This is a genomic window from Limosilactobacillus reuteri subsp. porcinus, assembly GCF_036621895.1.
In the GTDB taxonomy this organism is placed as follows: domain Bacteria; phylum Bacillota; class Bacilli; order Lactobacillales; family Lactobacillaceae; genus Limosilactobacillus; species Limosilactobacillus reuteri_J.
In genome coordinates this window covers 1-17366 of record NZ_LN887307.1, presented here as the reverse complement: position 1 = coordinate 17366, position 17366 = coordinate 1, and the positions used below count along the sequence as shown (strand labels likewise).

The window sequence follows — 17366 nt, the reverse complement described above, 5'->3', positions numbered from 1 at the left end:
CAAGCTAGTCAGTGATAATTACATCTTGACTTATTACCACATGACTTAACTTTTCATATTATCTGCATAAATTCATGAAGCAGAATTTATTATTTACTACATCCAAATCTATTTTTTAAGGGTCTCAAGTATTTTTGAAAAATTCCAGCACACAATAACAAGGGCTTTTTCATATTCAAGTTAAATAATTTTATGATTATTTTTTTGCTCTTATTAAGTTCATGATTTAAATCAGTATTTTTCCATGGTGTTCTTCTATAATAACTAAGCCATACATTTGTTATTGGATGATTGCTCTCTACAAACCAAGGCCTTATTGAATAAAAGCTACTAGTATAATGAATAATAACAGGCTTCTTTTTTGCGTCATTGATTGCTTTCTCATCATAAAAATTATAAGGAGCTCTATATAATCTAATTTCATTAAAAGTTAGTTCATAGAAAATTGAAACAAGATTATATTTAGGATCTAACGGTAGTGTTTTTTTACTTAGAATAGAGTTGAGAACTCCTTGATCTCCTTGTTGAATTTTTCCGTTTTTCTTAAGAATAAATGACAATGCTTTTTTTTCTATATTTTGGTTTCTCCAAGCTTCTAAATCAATAAGCATAACACCTGAATTAAACATAATATCATTGTTAGACAGACCAATATTTTTTCGATAGTATTTGCTAAAAGCATCTTTCAATGCTGAAATAGTGTTTCCTTTTAAATCCAGATTCCATAGCTTATTAATTGAAGAAACAATAAGTGTATCACAATCTAAATACAAAATTCTATTAACATTCTTATTAACTAAGCTTCCAATAAATAACCGAGAGTACTGGCTAAGTGATCCCCTATCATTATGTACATCTATTCCTAGATTACTGGAGATCGATTCAACTTTTATCCATACAATGTTCGAATTTCTATATTGATTTTCAATATTTATAATTTTTCTTTTGTTAGATTCATTAATTCCGCCATCAAGAATAAAAACATTTATTTTTTCTGCATCACGATTATTATCAAACAATGAATATATAGATGTACCTAAAACAGATGCGAAATTATTATCAGCGGCATACACGACATTGTAGTTAGTAGACATATAATTTCTCCTCAAATATTTAAATTTTAAAATAATAAAGACATTAAATAGCTCTTATAGAGATAAAGTCAACAAATTTAGTAAGTAGAAAAATAAACTAGATTAACAATACATATAAGTCAAGAGTTATTAATAAATGATTAAATCTAATTTCGACGTTCTTGAATCAACTTTTATTTCTATTCCAGAAATATCAATTTAAATTAGAAAAAGTTGAAAGTTGTTTTTCTGTAATGTGATTCAAGAATTCTTCTAGTGGAGTACGGTAATTAAAAGATTTTCGTGGTATCGTTGCAACGATGCATAAATTAGTTGACTATATTATCAAGTAAGTAGCAAAAGATCTAGCTCTTCACTAAGATCATAACAACGTAAAATGCCATTATTAGTTTCGTTTTACCTTCGTTGATTAAGACCATCCATTTCTGCAAAATAGGTATAGAGATCATGCTTATCAGCTATTTCTCGCCAAACCCTTTACCATTGTCAAAAGTAATTGACTTAATAAAGTGACATATTATTTTAACGAGCCTTTGATCAAACTAATAATTCCGTCTGTTTTGTGATGAATATTAAGCTCTGCTAGAGTTCACTGTCGCTCCGTGGTGAACTTTAGCAGCCTCAAAGTATATAAATTCATGTCAGTATGAGGAAAATCATGATATCGTTAATAAACACTATGACTAAAATGACTTGCTTCTCCACGCCGTTCAATATAGTCTTGGAAATGTCATCCACCTTTCATTGGTAAATCATGAATACTAAAACGATACTGATCTTGTGCGAACATTCGATAATGGATTCGACATACCATAACTAATTGAAACTTACCTATGACCAATGATAGTAGTTGGGTCCAACCAGCTTTAATTTGATTTTTTAAACGGCGATTATTAATTTTTATATTGAATCTTCTCGACATAAAAATTCGTATTTCTTTTAACTATTGAGTCACTTGGTATAGAGGATGAAATGATTGAACCAGCTGCAATAACACAGTTATCACCAATTGTTGCACCCTTTAACAAAATTACATTACTACCTATCCAACAATTCTCACCAATAATTATTTTTCCAGTACTAAAGCCCTGATTAATTATTAGGTCTTTTCTATTAAATTTATGATTATGATCATAAAATTTAACATTCTCTCCAATAATCGTATTATTTCCGATTTCTATATAATTTTGACAATTTATTGAACAATAATTATTAAAAAAACATTTTTTACCGATAACTAACTTACCATCTCTTTCAATTCTTATATGTAAACTTGAACGCCAATATGATCCTTTACCTATAAGAATTCTACTTCCATATCTAATCTTTAAGATTAATTTTTTTGTACTAATTAAAAAAAACTCAAAAAACTTTTTTATTAACATAAACCATTCCTAATTAAGCTATTAATTCTATTATATTTTTTTATTTTCAGCCTAAGTATCCTATATAAATATTTCATCCTATATATTCTTTTAGAACTTAAGAATATATTTTTTAAATCATTCAATTCTTTTTGAATATTCAAATCACTTTTATATTCATTTGATTTTAAATATAAATTTAATAGTCTTACGTCTGTCACCTTATTCAGCCTATAGTTCTTAGCCAAAATTTGCGATATTATTTTTTGCCTATATTTTTTCTTTCTAGATATACTATCAACATTAAAACGATACCTAATTAATGGTTCTTTAATATTGTCGAAATCAAATCTATTAATTGACATTCTAATCAAAAAATCATAATCCTCACATGTATCTATATCTCTATATCCCCCTAACTTATCAAAAACAACTTTTTTCACTAACCAAGTTGGGTGCCCCATGCAATTTTCTTTCCTTAACAATTTCTTAATCTTATTTTTCCCTTGAGGAAAGCTGCTTTGACCAATCTGGGTCCCATTTTGATCAATTATTAGATAGTTAGAAGAAACTAATGCTAGATTATTTTTTTTTAAATAACCTAATTCTTTTTCAATTCTATATTTTAGAGCTACATCATCAGCGTCCATTCTAGCAATATACTTACCTGTGCAAAGCTTAATCCCTTTATTTAAACTATAAACTAATCCTCTATTGTTTTTGTTTATAAAAATTTTAACTCTTTTATCAAAATCTTGACATTTTCTTAAATAGTCTATTGCTTTTATATTTTGAGGATTATCTACCACAATTATAAATTCAATAGAACTGTATGTTTGATTCAAGATTGAACTTACTGATTCTTCAAGCTCAGAAACCGATTCTGAATAAACACTCATTAAGACACTAACTAAGTCCATTAACTTGTCTCACTCTTTTCTCAAGCCAATCATTAAATTTGCTAGCCTCATTTTTAATCTCGTATCCTTTATTTGTTATTTGCTCTTTTATTATTTTATTATTAACTCTCTTGACTTTTAACAGTTTATTCACCCATTGATTCTCATCATTCAAATCAATAAAATACGCATTTTTAGTAATAGCTGTCTCCTTAGAAACAGTTGTTGAAAAAATACAGGGTAATCCATTGGCCTGTGCTTCAATTGCAGATACACTTAATCCCTCAAATAACGAAGGTAGAATAAAAGTATCAAAAACATTCAAATAATCATAAACATTATCAATTTGTCCAATAAACTTTACTCTATTATTCAAACCATACCTTTCAACTTGCTTTTCAATATCCGCTCTTAAGTGTCCCTCACCAATTAAAACCAAAAATGCATTTTTTTGTTTTTTAATCACCTCTTTAAATAATTTGATAATAAAGGAATGATTTTTTTGCTTATCGAATCTTCCAACATGCCCAATTACAAAACCATCTTCAGGAATTTGTAAGTTATCCCTAAGTTTAGAGCGGATATCTCTATTAAATTTAAATTTATCTAAATCAACAGCATTAGGTAATATTTTAAATTTTCTTTTCCCATATAAAAATTCACCGGCATTCTTCCCACATGCTATTCGATCCGTTAACACCTCATTTGTAAGCAATGCCAATACTTTTTCAAAAAAACTTTTTCGTTGTGGAGCTAAATGGGAATGACTTATTCGTAGCTTAACATTACATAATTTTGCAATATATAACGGAAAAAAGTTTGTTAATGTCATATGTGCATATGCAACATCATAGTGACCCTTTTTTAAAATTTTATACATTGAATATAAATTAGAAAAAAAAGAATCTTTTTTTGAAGGGATTTTTATCACATTCATCCCAAGCTCACTATATTGCTTTAATAACTTTTTTGACTCAACATGCATTGTAACAATATCTATTTGATAATTGTCGGGCATATTTCTAAAATAATTTACTACTACTTTACCAGCTCCACCTGACAGGCCTACTAAAAAAATAGCCATTTTTGTTTTTTTCGTCATTATATAAGCGTCCCTTTCGTCTATTTTCTAATGCATATTAGACTAATAGCCAAATTTAAAACTACAAGCCGAATTTAATTGATCGTAAAAATTAGTAATTTTATACATTACTTAAAAATATTACACTTCTCCTGCTAAATCTAATTTATAAAAAGAGCTAAAACAAATTTAAGACAAGAATACGTTATCCACAATACTGTACATATTTTGATTTAAAATTCTATTACATACGACCTTACTCTCTACTCTTCCGGATAATTTATTAGTATTGCATAAATAGATATGGTACAGTCTCTCCCGAATTCATAATCACAAATATTACAACCCAATATATGAATAAATAAACAATTAGCAAACTACTTAAAATATTTTGATTATTTACTGATACCCTAAAGGTACCGTTTTTTACAATGTACGGAATAGCTAAGATAAAAATAATATCAAAATATTCAACCAATCTGTTTAAGTATGTGAAACGCAAGGTTAAGAATCCTAGAACAGTAGCCATTATTACAACAGTATAGAAAAAATTATAGATATAATTTTGACTAATCATATTTTTTTTAGCAACTGACCATAAATAAAGAATCAATGTAGGCAAACAAAACATTATTAAATGTTGATAAAATCCTCCACCAACATTATTGTTTCCAACATACGCTGCATACCTATCGCCAATTATACCCATATTATTAAAAAGATTAACAAAAGGTATGAGAAAGAAAGAAAAAAGAATACCCACAATTATTAAAAAGTTTCTTCTTATAACGATACTTTCAAATTTTAGTTTTAGCACATAGGAAATTAACCACAGACTAATTCCTATAAAGGCGGTACTATGAAATAAATAAGCAATAAACAAGCAAATAAAATACTTAACATTTTGATTATTTCTAATATAGCTAACACTTAAAAGAATTAAGGCCAATGCCATACCCTGGCGTAATATGTTTAGGAACAAGTTATAGAAGAGAAAATAATAAACTAACATTGCAAATGGTATATTCAAAATGTCCTTATTCCTTTTAATTGCTACATATACAATTATATTTTCTGCAAAATTATAATAGAAATAAAACCAGTGAGGATTAATTGTAAATCTTGAAATCAAATAATTAAAAGTAGCATAAAGATAACCAATTGAACTACTTGTAGCCCATTTAGTGTAAGTACTAAAGTCATTAAAGAAACTCTTATTAAACCAAAAGTTACCATATACTAAAACATCAGTCCCAATACTGTAGTCTCTTAGTCCTGCAACTATACTAGGTATCAACAACGCAATTAAAATGATTAAAAAACATATTATTTTTTTTATGGTATTAATAACAGTATCACTATTTTTATTAGAATAAAATCTTTCACCCATATAAATAAATAGAGTTGAAGAAAAAAAAGAGATTAAATAAATAGACATCTTATTCTCCTTTATATAAATTTTTGAACGTTCTTATAGTGTCACTAATATCATAAGAGTTGTTTTTTAACTTTTTTATTGTTGTGAAATCTCTTGAGAAATTATGATTTAGTATAAAGTCTGACCATGTTTGTGAAGAATCTATAGGGAAGTATTTAACTGCACCAGTAATATTTAGTTCATCCGTAACATTATTAGAAACCATTAGTGGTAAACCTGAAGCAATAGCTTCAATACCAGCTATCGGTAATCCCTCATGTAATGATGGCATTAAGAAAGCATCCATTATCAAAAGCATATTAGGAATATCATTTCTAGCTCCCATAAATCTAACATTCTTAATTACTTTCAACTTTTTTGCTTGTACTTCTAATTTATTTCTTAAAGACCCAGATCCTATAAGAATAAGTTTATATTTATTACTATAATTTAATAAATTCTTTAGAACATGTAGTAAGAATTCTTGATTCTTTTGTTTTTCCATTCTTCCTACAGTTCCAAGAACTATATCATCGCTTTTGAAATTATACTTTTCTCTTAATTTACGTCTTTTATCAAAATTAAATAAATAAGAATTTAAATCAATACCATTTGGAATAATCTGACATTTTTTCTCCCCAAACATCCAATTAGCAGCATTTTTTGAACATGCTACTCTTTTAATTTGCATATAATTGATGATCTTTCTGTTTATATAATGTAAAAATTTTAAACCATTAGTATCCATGGTGGGAGCTGTATTATGAGAATGCACTATTATCTCAGCTGAAGTTTTTTTATAAGCTATCAAAATAGGCATTATGTTTATCAATGAATTTTTATGAAAATGAATATAATCATACTTATTACTAGCAAAAATTTTTTTCAATTCTCTATTAGCAACTATTTGATTTGACGAAAGATGATGAATCTTAAATCCATTATTTTCTAAAGCAGATTCATATTTTAATCTGTTCTTATTATAAGTAACAAATTCAAATTTAAGATTCTTATTATTTTTTATTTCATTTGAAACTCTTAGTAGTAAAGATTCGATCCCACCAATATTATTTGTAAGTGAAAAATGTAAAACCTTAGTCATTACTCTTCCTCCGTTTATTAATAAAACAATATCTAAATTTATAACAGAAATATAATCTACTCAAGAGTAAAATAGCTTCGGTGAAATCTCTTAATAAAGCAATACTTGTTAAACTAAACTTATGTATTAAGATTAATCCAAATAATCCTAAAATTTGGACTATAGAGGTTAATACAGTAGTAAACGTTGTCTCTTTAATTTTTTCTATTGCACCTAAAACTGGCCATCCAAAAAGCATTGAGGGAAAACTAATAAACAGCAATGGTATTATATCACGGACTAAAAAAGTCATAGCTAGATATTTTTTTCCACCAATAATTATTAGTATTAATGGAGCGAAGAAATATGTAAATAAACACCCTAAGGTTACAATCGGCATAAAAATCAGCATAACTTTCTCTATCATTCTGAAGTCCTTACTTCGAACCATTTCAGGGTATATACCATTATTAATTGGCGTGTATAATGCCTGTACAGCACCAATCATCTGCATTACTAAGCTCCAGAAAGCAACATCTCTTGGAGAAAGTAAAATTCCCACTAATAACGTGTTAAACGCACCAAAAGCAGTTGATGCCATACTCGAAACAAAATATAAAAAAGAACTATTTAAAGTCTGCCAAATATCACTAAATTTTCCCCAAGAGATATGAATGTTATATTTTTTAAACTCTTTAATTACGAAAAAAACTGCAACTAAACTCCCTAATGTATCTAAAATAGGAATATATAACATTGTACTATCTCCCTTAACTACAAAGAAGGTTAGTACAGTTGAGATACTTTTCATAATAAGGTATCTAGTTGTTATAACCTGCATTTCCTCTATGCCTCTAAATAAATAATCAAATAAAAATATTGTTAGGAATACTGGTATGAAGGATAAAAAAGTAAACAATAGATTATCTCTTAGTATTGGAATAAAGATAGAAAATAAAAGAAGTGCAACAAATGAAAAGCATGACAGAATTAGTTTTGCAATTGTTACATTTCCAACGATCCAGCCTATTTCCTTATTATTTTTAGCCTTAACTATATCTTTTGTTGCCGAAAGTAAAAAACCAAATTCAACAATTATCTGCATATAAAACATTATGGATTTAACATAATTAACAACACCATAATTACTAACAGATAAAACTCTTGTAAGATATGGTAAAGTTATTAGTGGTAATACTAATTGTGCTATATTCATTATATATAACATGATAGTATTCTGTACTACTTTTCCCTTTTTCATTTAAAATAATTGACTCCTTAAATAAAAGCCACAAAGCTTTTACCTTATGGCTTTTTTATTTATAAAGTTTTTAATAGGAACTATTCGGTTTCAAGACGATGCCTATTGTCTTAAAAATAATCAAAAGGTCATAGGCAATACTTGCCTTTTTTATATATTCAATATCTAATTCTACCATTCTATTAAAGCCAACCTCATTACGTTCTGTTGCTTGCCATAGTCCAGTACAACCAGGTATAACAAACAAACGTTGTTTATCATACTCACTATATTCTGCTACTTCTGAAGGTAGTGGTGGACGTGGCCCAACTAAACTCATGTCTCCCCTCAGAACATTTAAGAATTGTGGTAATTCATCCAAACTATGTTTACGAATAAAATGCCCTATTTTGGTAACTCGTGGATCCTTTTTCATTTTAAACATTGGACCATCTACATCATTTTGCTCTTTTAATTTGTCCAACATTTTATCTGCATTCACAAACATTGAGCGAAATTTATACATCTTAAATTCCTTACCATTTTTTCCTACTCTTATTTGTTTGTAAAAAATGGGACCGTGATCTTCAGCTTTTATCAAAACAGCAATAAGTACCATCAGAGGACTTAAGATTACTATTCCACACGTAGCAGCTACGATATCAAAAAAACGTTTCATACCGTGATAAATAAAACGCGATTTTATTTTATCTTGATTAAGTAAAGTAGCTTTACTTTCCAACAAATTCATCCCCCCATTATTTTTTAATATTTTATTTATTCGTTTCTTCCTCATAACCGTAGCCATAACCGTAGCCATAACCATAAGCAGCATCACCTTCAGCATTTACATCATTCATTACATAACCTAACAAATTAGCGTGTGCTAAGTTTAATAATTCAACTGCCCGCTTAACGGCTAACTTTTGTGTTTGTCCTTGCTTTACAACTAAGACAACCGCATCTAGGTGACGTGAAAGGATTTGCGTATCAGTAACTTCCAACATTGGTGGTACATCTACAATGACCATATCATAAATCCCCTTAACCGTATCTAGCAATGTTTTCATCCGCTGTGAGTTCAACAATTCCGCTGGATTAGGTGGAATGGGGCCCGCTGTTAAAATGTCGAGATTCTCTACTCCACTGGACTGAATAATTTCTCGTAAATCCACTGAGTTTGTTCCGCTAGTTAAGATTGTTGTTAACCCATGTTGATTACTCTTGCTAAATGTTGCGTGAAGAGTTGGGCGCCGCAAATCTGAATCAATCAATAATACTCTTTGGCCTGTTTGTGCCCAAACAACGGCGACATTATCTGTAACCGTAGACTTACCTTCACTTACATTGGCAGAGGTCATTGCTAAAGTCTTAATCGGCTTATCGATTGCCATAAAATTAATATTGGTCCGAATTGTTCGGAATTGTTCGGAAATTGGGCTCTTCGGATGAGCAACGGTAATTAATTTTGCACCATTATCCATGGTATCCGTTGATTGTTGTTGTGTTCGATGAAATAATGACATACTCTCTCCCCCTTAAACCCGGCGATTACCGTTATTTTGGCGCCGACTTATTTGATTATTAACTTTAAAGTCTCGACTCATTTCAATATGGTTCACGTGGCCTAGATTAGTTAAGCCTAGCTCATTAGTCAGGTAATCATCATCATGCACACTGGTATCCATTAAGTCGCCGAGCAGGATGTATAAGAAACTGAGAATCAAACCTAATACAGCACCCGCTAAGGCGAATAATTTCTTATTAGGAAATGATGGTTCATCTGGCGTGCTTGCTCGTGAAACGATGGTTACATTGTTCACGCTCATAATCTTCTTGATTTGTTGTTTAAAGACATTAGCAACAGTATTAGCAACGACTGCTGATTCTTGTGGATCATCAGTTTTAACTTGGAGAGAGAAGACCTGTGAATTTTGTTGGGTTTGTACACTGATAGCCTTCTTTAATTCGTCAGTTGAAAGATTATAGCTCTTACCACCACGTTCAATTACTGCTGGTTGTGCTTCTTTGATCAATCGCCGCGTGCCATCTGCATTTGTTCGATAAACGGCCTTTTCTGCTGGCTTAATAACCTTCACTGGATTCTTAAGTTGCTTACTTGCCTTACTCAAAATCACTTGGTTAGTGATAATGTCCTTATAGGTGTTGATCATTTGGATATCAGCTTGCTGATTATTATAAGCTTGCCCATTATCGTTATTTTCATGCTTTTGGTTAACCAAGATTTCTGTCGTTGCTGTATATTTTGGTACCACGACGAACTGAGCCACGACATACCCCAGTACTCCGGCTAGTAATGTCCAGATAATTAGCATCTTAATATGTTTACGACAGAGCATCATTAACCGATGCAAATCAATTGTATTATTCGCTGTTTGTTGTGAACTATTCACGACTTCTACTCCTCATGTATTAATTTTTCAGACTATTTTGCAACAAGTTAGTGATCCGTTGTTGTTCACTCGTTGGTACCACTTCAAAGGCTTGACCATCTTCATTTTGCCCTCGCCCTTGCGCGTGGTCTTGAACGATGTGTTCGTTCGTATCACGATAGCTTTGCGCTAACTGCACCATATCATTGAAAGTCAAATCGGTTTGTGAACTATCAGATACTGACCGTAAGAATGATCGGTTAAGAACCGTCTTATATGAAATAGACTTCTTAAGCAAAGCAGTGATTACTAACCGTTGCCGTTGTTGTCGACCATAATCACCCTCTGGATCGTCATACCGCATCCGACTGAATTGAAGGGCCTTGTACCCATTCATATGATAAGTTACCCCCTTTTCAAAGTGATAGCCTGCATAGTTAAACGTCAATGGGGACTTTACATCAACTCCACCGACTTGGTTGATTGCCTTTTCCAAACCACCCATGTTAACTAACACATAGTAGTCAATTGGGATATTGAAGTGGTCTTGGATCGTATTAATCGATTCCTTGACTCCCCCATAGGTATAAGCAGCATTGATCTTTGCTGGTGAATATTGCGGATAACCCGGTAAGTTAACCTTCATATCCCGAGGAAGACTAATAATCGTGGTCGTCTTCGTCTTTGGATTTAAAGTCATTACCATGATCGTATCCGTCCGACCCTTATAGTCCCGACCAAGCGCCCCGGTATCAGTCCCTAAGAGGAGGATTGAGACCGGCTTCTTTTGGTCAAGGACCTTTTGCGCATCCCGTGACTTGGTAGCACCCGCGCTACTATACATATCATCGGTCGTTGATTTTAGGTTGTGCCATGCCATTCCCGCAAAGAACAGGGCGACTAGGACTAATACCCCTACAACTGACCAAAAGATCTTCCATCCCCGGTGACGTCGATGATGTCTGTGGTGGTGATGGTGATGTTCCGGTTGTTGCATACCATCATCATTATTATTCAAGGGTCGATTATTTTCGTCTGACATAAAAAATTTCTCCCATTTTTGACTAACGCCGTAATTAAAAAATCCACTAGTGCAACAAGTTACATTACCGGAAACCTACACTAACAATGGTAAATAACGAGTTACGAACTTTTTTAATATCAGTTGTCAGTCAATCAAATTTATAATTACTTATATACATTATTAAGAATGTAACACGGATAGTCAAGGACGAATTTCATAACTTTTTCACACTTTCGTCAAATCATCAAGTTCCTTCTCGCTTTCCTTGTGATTATATCAGCGTTTTAACGGGTAAATAGCGAATTCTGATCGTTAATCACCTGTTTATTTCATTTTATAGTTACAAATTCAAATTTGGTTGTTTTGCCTAATAAAAAAGCGCCCAGAAAACTTTCCTTAGGCGCTCACAGTTCGTTAAATATATTCATTAAGCTTCTCATTATACTTAATCAGCTCTGACATACTGGCATCTTTTTCCGGCTCAACAATCTGCGTGGAAGCTCGGTTAGCAGAGTCATCCATTTGTTGCCGACCCCAGACACTCATGGTTAGGACCATGTTACGTAAGTCATTCCCATCATCGGTCAATGAATAATTGTTTTCTTCATCAACAACTGGATTAACAATTCGCAAGTTCTGCAAGGATGTTATTTCTTCCTTAAGAGCAACATCTGTTAAATCTGGTAGCAATTGATGTAATCCCTCAGCTGATTTCTTACAGGAGAAAGAGGAAGTCGAAAACGAACGGGACTTGATGTGCTTTGCTTACCAACGGATGCGGTGGCGTTTGCTGGACCGGTTACGGCGGCAGCAACTCGAAAGTTTCCTCTTTAATTACATCCTCGACAGCGAAGAAGATGATCATGACTACGGCAAGACAATCATTGACCATTCAGCGACCGCCCCATTTGCTCACTTGGAAAATAGCGACTTTCTTAACTACCTCTACCACCACTGTCCCCGCGTTCAACAACGGTATTTGATTGCCAAACTCAACCACCATTTGAGTGACCGGCAGATTGCGGATGAGTACCGGGTCAGTCGGGCAGCCGTTTCACAATGGCGACGAGGAGTGATTACCCGTGCCCACCAGCTTCGTGCTAAAATGAAAGGAGAGTTTTGAGGTGAGAATGTGGAAAAACATGAAATTGACCGCCAAGCTAAGTGGCTCCATATTAAGTATGATGGCGAAGATCGCGATGATGAGTGCGTTAATGAGCTTAGCATTTATCAGAACGCTGATGAGTCTAAGCTGCAAATGCTGGTGTCAAATATTGATTTTGATAATATCAGCCATGATAATACTTTTGCACTGACAAAAGAGGACACAAAGGTATTGATTGAGTATTTAAAAGATTGGATTAACTAAAAAAACAGGCCTGTTTTTATTCTCTTACTTGATGCTTTCCCGATCCAAGCTTTCCCCTAACATCTTCCAATAATCCATAATCATTGCAAAGTCAATCGGACCTTGAATCTCGAGGTCAAGTTGGGTAATTTTTTGTAACTCGTTACTCAACAAAACCCGGAAGTCAGTTAATTTAATAATCGTCAAATGGGGCGATGGTGGTACCAGACTAAGGACGTGATCCATGAGGTCTTCAATCAAACCAGCATAGAAGTCCATTAACTCATCGCTTGGCAAAGCGGCTGGTTCTAACAAGTTATCTCGTTCGTTATTAAAAACCTCATACCACCGTGCCATGGAGTTCCAGTAGGCATTATAAAGGCGTTTACTTTCCTTATCAGCGTATGCTAACTGATAACGACTTAAAACTTTCCACTGTTCTAACAAATCAACATAGAGTGATTCATGAGGATAAGCCGCGTCTTCCCGGGTTTCCTTAATAAAGCGTGCCAAATCATCAGTCATCTGAACCGGTGTTTTCATTTTCATTTCTCTCATTTTCCTTTTACATTAGTTTGTTGAATGGTGATCGGTGGTTTTTTAGTTAATCTTTCCCATAAAACTGCGCAGCTGCAATGGCCCGTTGCCATCCCCGATACAAGTCAGCTGCCTCTTGCGGATCCATCTGTGGATCAAACTGGTCGCCAATCCGCGATAGCTTTCGTAACTCATCCTGGTCTTCCCAGAAATCAACGGCTAAGCCAGCAAGGAAGGCTGCTCCCAGGGCGGTTGTTTCTTCCATTGCTGCCCGCTTGATTGGCGTTTGTAAGATATCGGCCTGGAACTGCATCATAAAGTTGTTCCGTGATGCTCCCCCATTAACCGTCAGTGCTGTTAATGGTAACTGGGTATCCTTAACCATCGTATCAACAACATCTTTGGTCTGGTAGGCAATGGCTTCCAAGGTTGCACGGATGATGTGTCCCCGTTCAGTTCCCCGGGTAAGACCAAACATTGCGCCCCGCACTTCTTGATCCCAGTACGGTGCGCCCAATCCTGTAAAGGCGGGGACGACATAAACGCCGCCAGTTGTCTTGGCATCGACAGCCATTTGTTCTGACTCGCTTGCTTTATCAAACATCTTGAGACCATCCCGCAACCATTGAACGGCAGAACCGGCCACAAAGATACTTCCTTCCAGCGCGTAATGGGTTTGCCCGTCCAGGCCGTACGCAATCGTCGTCAACAAGCCGTTATCCGAAAGCGTGGGTTTTAGTCCCGTATTCATGACGATGAAGGCTCCAGTCCCATAGGTGTTCTTGATTGAACCTTTATCATAGGCTGCTTGACCAAAGAGGGCTGCTTGCTGGTCACCCGCAATCCCGGCAATTGGAATCTGCACCCCATAGAAGTGGTAATCACCGGTATAACCGTAGATTGCTGAACTTGGCTTTACTTCTGGCAGAAGCGACTGCGGAATCTCAAGCAAGTCAAGGATATCTTGATCCCACTCGAGGGTATGGATATTAAAAAGCATCGTCCGGCTAGCGTTAGTCACATCCGTTGCGTGGACCCGCCGTCCTGATAAATTCCATAGTAGCCAAGTATCGATGGTCCCGAACATTAAGTCACCCTTCGACGCTTTTTCCCGGGCACCAGGGACATGGTCAAGAATCCACTTGATCTTGGTGGCCGCAAAATATGAATCAATCACTAAGCCGGTCTTCTTATGGATCATATCCTTATAACCATCTTTAATCAATTGTTCAGCAATATCGCTCGTTTGCTTTGATTGCCAGACAATTGCGTTATAAATCGGCTTACCGGTATGGCGATCCCAAATAACCGTCGTTTCCCGTTGGTTAGTAATCCCAATCGCCGCAATCTTATAGGGTTTGATCTGGGACTTAATCATTACGTTTGAAATCACCGACTGAACGCTATCCCAAATCTCTAGCGGATCATGTTCGACCCACCCTGGTTGCGGGAAGTATTGGGGAAATTCCTGTTGACTGATCGCAACTTTATTTCCGTCATGGTCAAAAATAATCGCCCGTGAGCTCGTCGTTCCTTGGTCAATCGCCATGATATATTGTTGTTCACTCAATTATATTCATCCTTTCGCTGCTAATTGCGAGCAGTTTCTACCTAATATAATAGGAAGAAACTTGATGGATTTTAGATCATACAAAAAAGCCACCGTGCAAAGACTGAACTGCCTCCCCCGATGACTCTCTTGTTGTTACTTGTCGCTGACCATCTTACCAGCTACACTATAGCGGTCTTTGCGCATCTCATTCAACACGATATGCACCCGTTCGGCAGGAACATTGGCATCCTTTGAAATTACTGCTGTAACATCCTTTACGAGAGCCTTTAATTGCTCATCGGTCCGGCCTTCAATTAAGTCAATATGAACTAATGGCATAATCCGTGCCTCCTTCTAAATTCATTTAAAATCTTACCATAAGAGCGCTTTTCCGGCAATTACATTAACGAAAAATATTTTAATTAACGCCACGTAAAGCCTCACGAACTCTTTCAGCTGCTTTCCGATCCCCCGTAAAGAGGATATGATCACCATACTCGATAATCGTATCACCATGCGGGTCGATTGGCTTGCGCTTCCGGAAAATCCGACTAATCGTAATGTCATTAACAAATGGCAATGTATGGAGTTCGCGTCCAGTATAACGTGAATTAAGGACGGTTGCTTCATATAGTCCGGCTTCGGTATCGGTTAACATCCGCAAGATCAATGGTGATTCAATCAAGGCACGCAGGACACTGCTTTGAACATTGAAACTATTAAAGATTTCAATCCCTTTTTCACGAAGCGCGCTGACATCTTTTGGGTCTAGCCGTGGATTATTTTGACTGGCAATAACCCGTTTTACCCCATGTTCTTTGGCGATCTGAGCTAAACGCGCTGACTTATGATCATTTAAGAACCCAACAACAACAATATCACAATCAAAGTAGCCTCCCTGCTCCAGGGCCTCCGCGTCAAGAGTCGGGAGATACTCTAAATGCTTCACCTGACTATTATAGGTCTTGAAGTTATTTTCATTATCTGTAACCATCCGCACGTCATACCAGTTCTTATATAATTGTTGGGAAATCGGAACAGTTAAGGTATTGGTTCCGATAAAATTAACCTTTTGCTTGATCAAATCAGATTTTTCAAGCTTATACATTGAATTGAAGACGATTGGCGCAATGATACAGACAATTACGGCGGCCAATGTAAAGGCATCGGATTGCGCACCAGTAATTGCATGCAAATTCCGCGCAACTTGCAAGGTTGGTAATACCAAGGTAATCGTTGTCGCTACTAAAAAGCTGCCGGCAAATGAATTACGGGGCTTAAAACGCCGCCGATAAATAAACATGGTTGGCAATTTAGCAAGTAAAAAGCCGATGACCAAAATCGGAATCAGGGCTAGCGCTTGGTGGTTAGCAAATAAATTCTTCAAGTCAAGGCGGTCACCCGTCATGATAAAGAAGAACGGAATCAGGAAACCATAGCCAATTGAGTTTAACCGGTCTTCAGTAGCTTCACTTGGTTCGAGCAGTTTCATAACCATCCCAGCTAAGAAGGCCCCGAGGATATTTTCTGCTCCCACCGTTTCGGCAATTGTTACTAAGGCAAAGATCAAAAAGAAAGCTAACCGAATATCAAGTTGAGTGGTTGATTTGGAAATTTTATTAAACCAAATAAACGGTTGCTTAAAACGCCACAAGAGGAAAAAGGCTGCCAAAAAAAGAAAGACAATTAAGCCCAGGCGCTTGGCATTGCCCCCATTGATCGATGCGTAGAAGGTCAATGCGAGCATCGGAACCACTTCCCCTAATACCGCTGTCAATAAGAGGGTCTGGCCCACTGGTTTTTGTAAAATGTCCTTTTCTTTTAACGTTGCGATAACAACACCGAGTGCGACGGTTGAAAAAATAATTGTCGCTAACAAAATATCGCTAAATAAGTGCAAACGGCTAATAATTAAGGCAATCACAAATGAAGAAATAACAATGAGGCCAAATGCCTGTGAAGCCATAATTACCGGCGACTTACTATCACGCTTCTTCCCGGGTGTTTTCCGGAACAGGTCAAAATTGATCTCCATCCCGGACAAAAACATTAACATAATAACCCCCAACGACGACAAGAAATTCAATGTCCAATTGGGGTTGACGATATTAAAAAAACTTTTCCCAAGAATAATTCCCGTAATAATTTCAGCAATGGCAGTCGGAATTGAGGAAACCTTAAACCGCGCCATAATAATAGGAATAATTAACGCCGCTAACATAACGATTAACAGTGATAATTGTTGCATATTTTCTTTCTCCCTTCCTATTTTATACAGCAATATTATATACTTCTTAACTTGAAATTAAAATATTCGTTAGTGTAAGATTTTCATA

18 protein-coding genes are annotated in these 17366 nt (G+C 34.9%); 2 read left to right on the top strand and 16 right to left on the bottom strand.

Translation table 11 applies throughout. The annotated features are described in order from the left end of the window. Nucleotides 1-89: 89 nt before the first annotated feature. From AACL61_RS00110 to AACL61_RS00055, 12 genes are all read right to left on the bottom strand, one after another. Nucleotides 90-1094 carry a glycosyltransferase family 8 protein gene (locus tag AACL61_RS00110; RefSeq protein ID WP_339110791.1) on the bottom strand — a complete coding sequence of 335 codons (1005 nt, stop codon included), beginning with the start codon at nt 1092-1094 and terminating at the stop codon, nt 90-92. 893 nt (nt 1095-1987) lie between these two features. Next, the gene (locus AACL61_RS00105; protein ID WP_339110790.1) at nt 1988-2479 is read right to left on the bottom strand and encodes an acyltransferase; all 492 of its coding nucleotides are present in this window, start codon (nt 2477-2479) and stop codon (nt 1988-1990) included. Next, the gene (locus tag AACL61_RS00100; RefSeq protein ID WP_339110789.1) at nt 2473-3378 is read right to left on the bottom strand and encodes a glycosyltransferase; all 906 of its coding nucleotides are present in this window, start codon (nt 3376-3378) and stop codon (nt 2473-2475) included. The genes AACL61_RS00105 and AACL61_RS00100 overlap by 7 nt, the downstream gene beginning before the upstream one ends. Further along, the gene (locus tag AACL61_RS00095) at nt 3365-4459 is read right to left on the bottom strand and encodes a glycosyltransferase (RefSeq protein WP_339110788.1); all 1095 of its coding nucleotides are present in this window, start codon (nt 4457-4459) and stop codon (nt 3365-3367) included. The genes AACL61_RS00100 and AACL61_RS00095 overlap by 14 nt, the downstream gene beginning before the upstream one ends. A 262-nt stretch (nt 4460-4721) precedes the next feature. Next, on the bottom strand, nt 4722-5876 hold the full coding sequence (locus AACL61_RS00090) for an EpsG family protein (protein ID WP_339110787.1): 1155 nt from the start codon (nt 5874-5876) through the stop codon (nt 4722-4724). A 1-nt stretch (nt 5877) separates the two neighbouring features. Next, entirely contained in the window at nt 5878-6957 is a 1080-nt protein-coding gene (locus tag AACL61_RS00085) for a glycosyltransferase (protein ID WP_339110786.1), read from the bottom strand. Continuing rightward, the gene (locus AACL61_RS00080) at nt 6950-8197 is read right to left on the bottom strand and encodes an oligosaccharide flippase family protein (protein ID WP_339110785.1); all 1248 of its coding nucleotides are present in this window, start codon (nt 8195-8197) and stop codon (nt 6950-6952) included. The genes AACL61_RS00085 and AACL61_RS00080 overlap by 8 nt, the downstream gene beginning before the upstream one ends. Before the next feature lie 70 nt (nt 8198-8267). Beyond that, nucleotides 8268-8927, bottom strand: a complete 660-nt coding sequence (locus tag AACL61_RS00075; protein ID WP_339110792.1) for a sugar transferase — start codon at nt 8925-8927, stop codon at nt 8268-8270. 22 nt (nt 8928-8949) lie between these two features. Continuing rightward, nucleotides 8950-9702, bottom strand: a complete 753-nt coding sequence (locus tag AACL61_RS00070) for a CpsD/CapB family tyrosine-protein kinase (RefSeq protein WP_339110784.1) — start codon at nt 9700-9702, stop codon at nt 8950-8952. Between the two features lie 12 nt (nt 9703-9714). Next, a complete protein-coding gene (locus AACL61_RS00065; protein ID WP_339110783.1) occupies nt 9715-10590 on the bottom strand; it encodes a YveK family protein in 876 nt (291 codons plus the stop codon). A 19-nt stretch (nt 10591-10609) separates the two neighbouring features. Continuing rightward, complete coding sequence (locus AACL61_RS00060) at nt 10610-11611, bottom strand: LCP family protein (protein ID WP_339110782.1); 1002 nt, start codon at nt 11609-11611, stop codon at nt 10610-10612. A gap of 396 nt (nt 11612-12007) precedes the next feature. Beyond that, the gene (locus AACL61_RS00055; RefSeq protein WP_339110781.1) at nt 12008-12283 is read right to left on the bottom strand and encodes a winged helix-turn-helix transcriptional regulator; all 276 of its coding nucleotides are present in this window, start codon (nt 12281-12283) and stop codon (nt 12008-12010) included. Between the two features lie 64 nt (nt 12284-12347). Here AACL61_RS00055 and AACL61_RS00050 point away from each other — a divergent pair, with 64 nt between their 5' ends. Then, nucleotides 12348-12716 (top strand): helix-turn-helix domain-containing protein, encoded by a 369-nt coding sequence (locus AACL61_RS00050; protein ID WP_339110780.1) that lies wholly within the window; start codon nt 12348-12350, stop codon nt 12714-12716. A 9-nt stretch (nt 12717-12725) separates the two neighbouring features. After that, nucleotides 12726-12962: a hypothetical protein gene (locus tag AACL61_RS00045; protein WP_339110779.1), complete on the top strand. Its 237-nt coding sequence runs from the start codon at nt 12726-12728 to the stop codon at nt 12960-12962. 24 nt (nt 12963-12986) lie between these two features. On the opposite strand, the gene AACL61_RS00040 is transcribed toward AACL61_RS00045, so the two are convergent. The 4 genes from AACL61_RS00040 to AACL61_RS00025 form a co-directional block, all read right to left on the bottom strand. After that, the gene (locus tag AACL61_RS00040; RefSeq protein ID WP_339110778.1) at nt 12987-13499 is read right to left on the bottom strand and encodes a hypothetical protein; all 513 of its coding nucleotides are present in this window, start codon (nt 13497-13499) and stop codon (nt 12987-12989) included. Nucleotides 13500-13545: 46 nt separating this feature from the next. Beyond that, nucleotides 13546-15048: a glycerol kinase GlpK gene (glpK, locus tag AACL61_RS00035; RefSeq protein WP_339110777.1), complete on the bottom strand. Its 1503-nt coding sequence runs from the start codon at nt 15046-15048 to the stop codon at nt 13546-13548. A gap of 135 nt (nt 15049-15183) precedes the next feature. After that, the gene (locus AACL61_RS00030; protein ID WP_191335146.1) at nt 15184-15369 is read right to left on the bottom strand and encodes a 2-hydroxymuconate tautomerase; all 186 of its coding nucleotides are present in this window, start codon (nt 15367-15369) and stop codon (nt 15184-15186) included. 79 nt (nt 15370-15448) lie between these two features. After that, a complete protein-coding gene (locus AACL61_RS00025) occupies nt 15449-17278 on the bottom strand; it encodes a cation:proton antiporter domain-containing protein (RefSeq protein WP_102815961.1) in 1830 nt (609 codons plus the stop codon). Nucleotides 17279-17366 lie beyond the last annotated feature (88 nt).

Coding starts and splice junctions, on each gene's coding strand:
- AACL61_RS00110 (WP_339110791.1), bottom strand. CDS start 1,094: ATGTCTACTAACTACAATGTCGTGTATGCCGCTGATAATAATTTCGCA.
- AACL61_RS00105 (WP_339110790.1), bottom strand. CDS start 2,479: ATGTTAATAAAAAAGTTTTTTGAGTTTTTTTTAATTAGTACAAAAAAA.
- AACL61_RS00100 (WP_339110789.1), bottom strand. CDS start 3,378: ATGGACTTAGTTAGTGTCTTAATGAGTGTTTATTCAGAATCGGTTTCT.
- AACL61_RS00095 (WP_339110788.1), bottom strand. CDS start 4,459: ATGACGAAAAAAACAAAAATGGCTATTTTTTTAGTAGGCCTGTCAGGT.
- AACL61_RS00090 (WP_339110787.1), bottom strand. CDS start 5,876: ATGTCTATTTATTTAATCTCTTTTTTTTCTTCAACTCTATTTATTTAT.
- AACL61_RS00085 (WP_339110786.1), bottom strand. CDS start 6,957: ATGACTAAGGTTTTACATTTTTCACTTACAAATAATATTGGTGGGATC.
- AACL61_RS00080 (WP_339110785.1), bottom strand. CDS start 8,197: ATGAAAAAGGGAAAAGTAGTACAGAATACTATCATGTTATATATAATG.
- AACL61_RS00075 (WP_339110792.1), bottom strand. CDS start 8,927: ATGAATTTGTTGGAAAGTAAAGCTACTTTACTTAATCAAGATAAAATA.
- AACL61_RS00070 (WP_339110784.1), bottom strand. CDS start 9,702: ATGTCATTATTTCATCGAACACAACAACAATCAACGGATACCATGGAT.
- AACL61_RS00060 (WP_339110782.1), bottom strand. CDS start 11,611: ATGTCAGACGAAAATAATCGACCCTTGAATAATAATGATGATGGTATG.
- AACL61_RS00050 (WP_339110780.1), top strand. CDS start 12,348: ATGTGCTTTGCTTACCAACGGATGCGGTGGCGTTTGCTGGACCGGTTA.
- AACL61_RS00040 (WP_339110778.1), bottom strand. CDS start 13,499: ATGAGAGAAATGAAAATGAAAACACCGGTTCAGATGACTGATGATTTG.
- AACL61_RS00030 (WP_191335146.1), bottom strand. CDS start 15,369: ATGCCATTAGTTCATATTGACTTAATTGAAGGCCGGACCGATGAGCAA.
- AACL61_RS00025 (WP_102815961.1), bottom strand. CDS start 17,278: ATGCAACAATTATCACTGTTAATCGTTATGTTAGCGGCGTTAATTATT.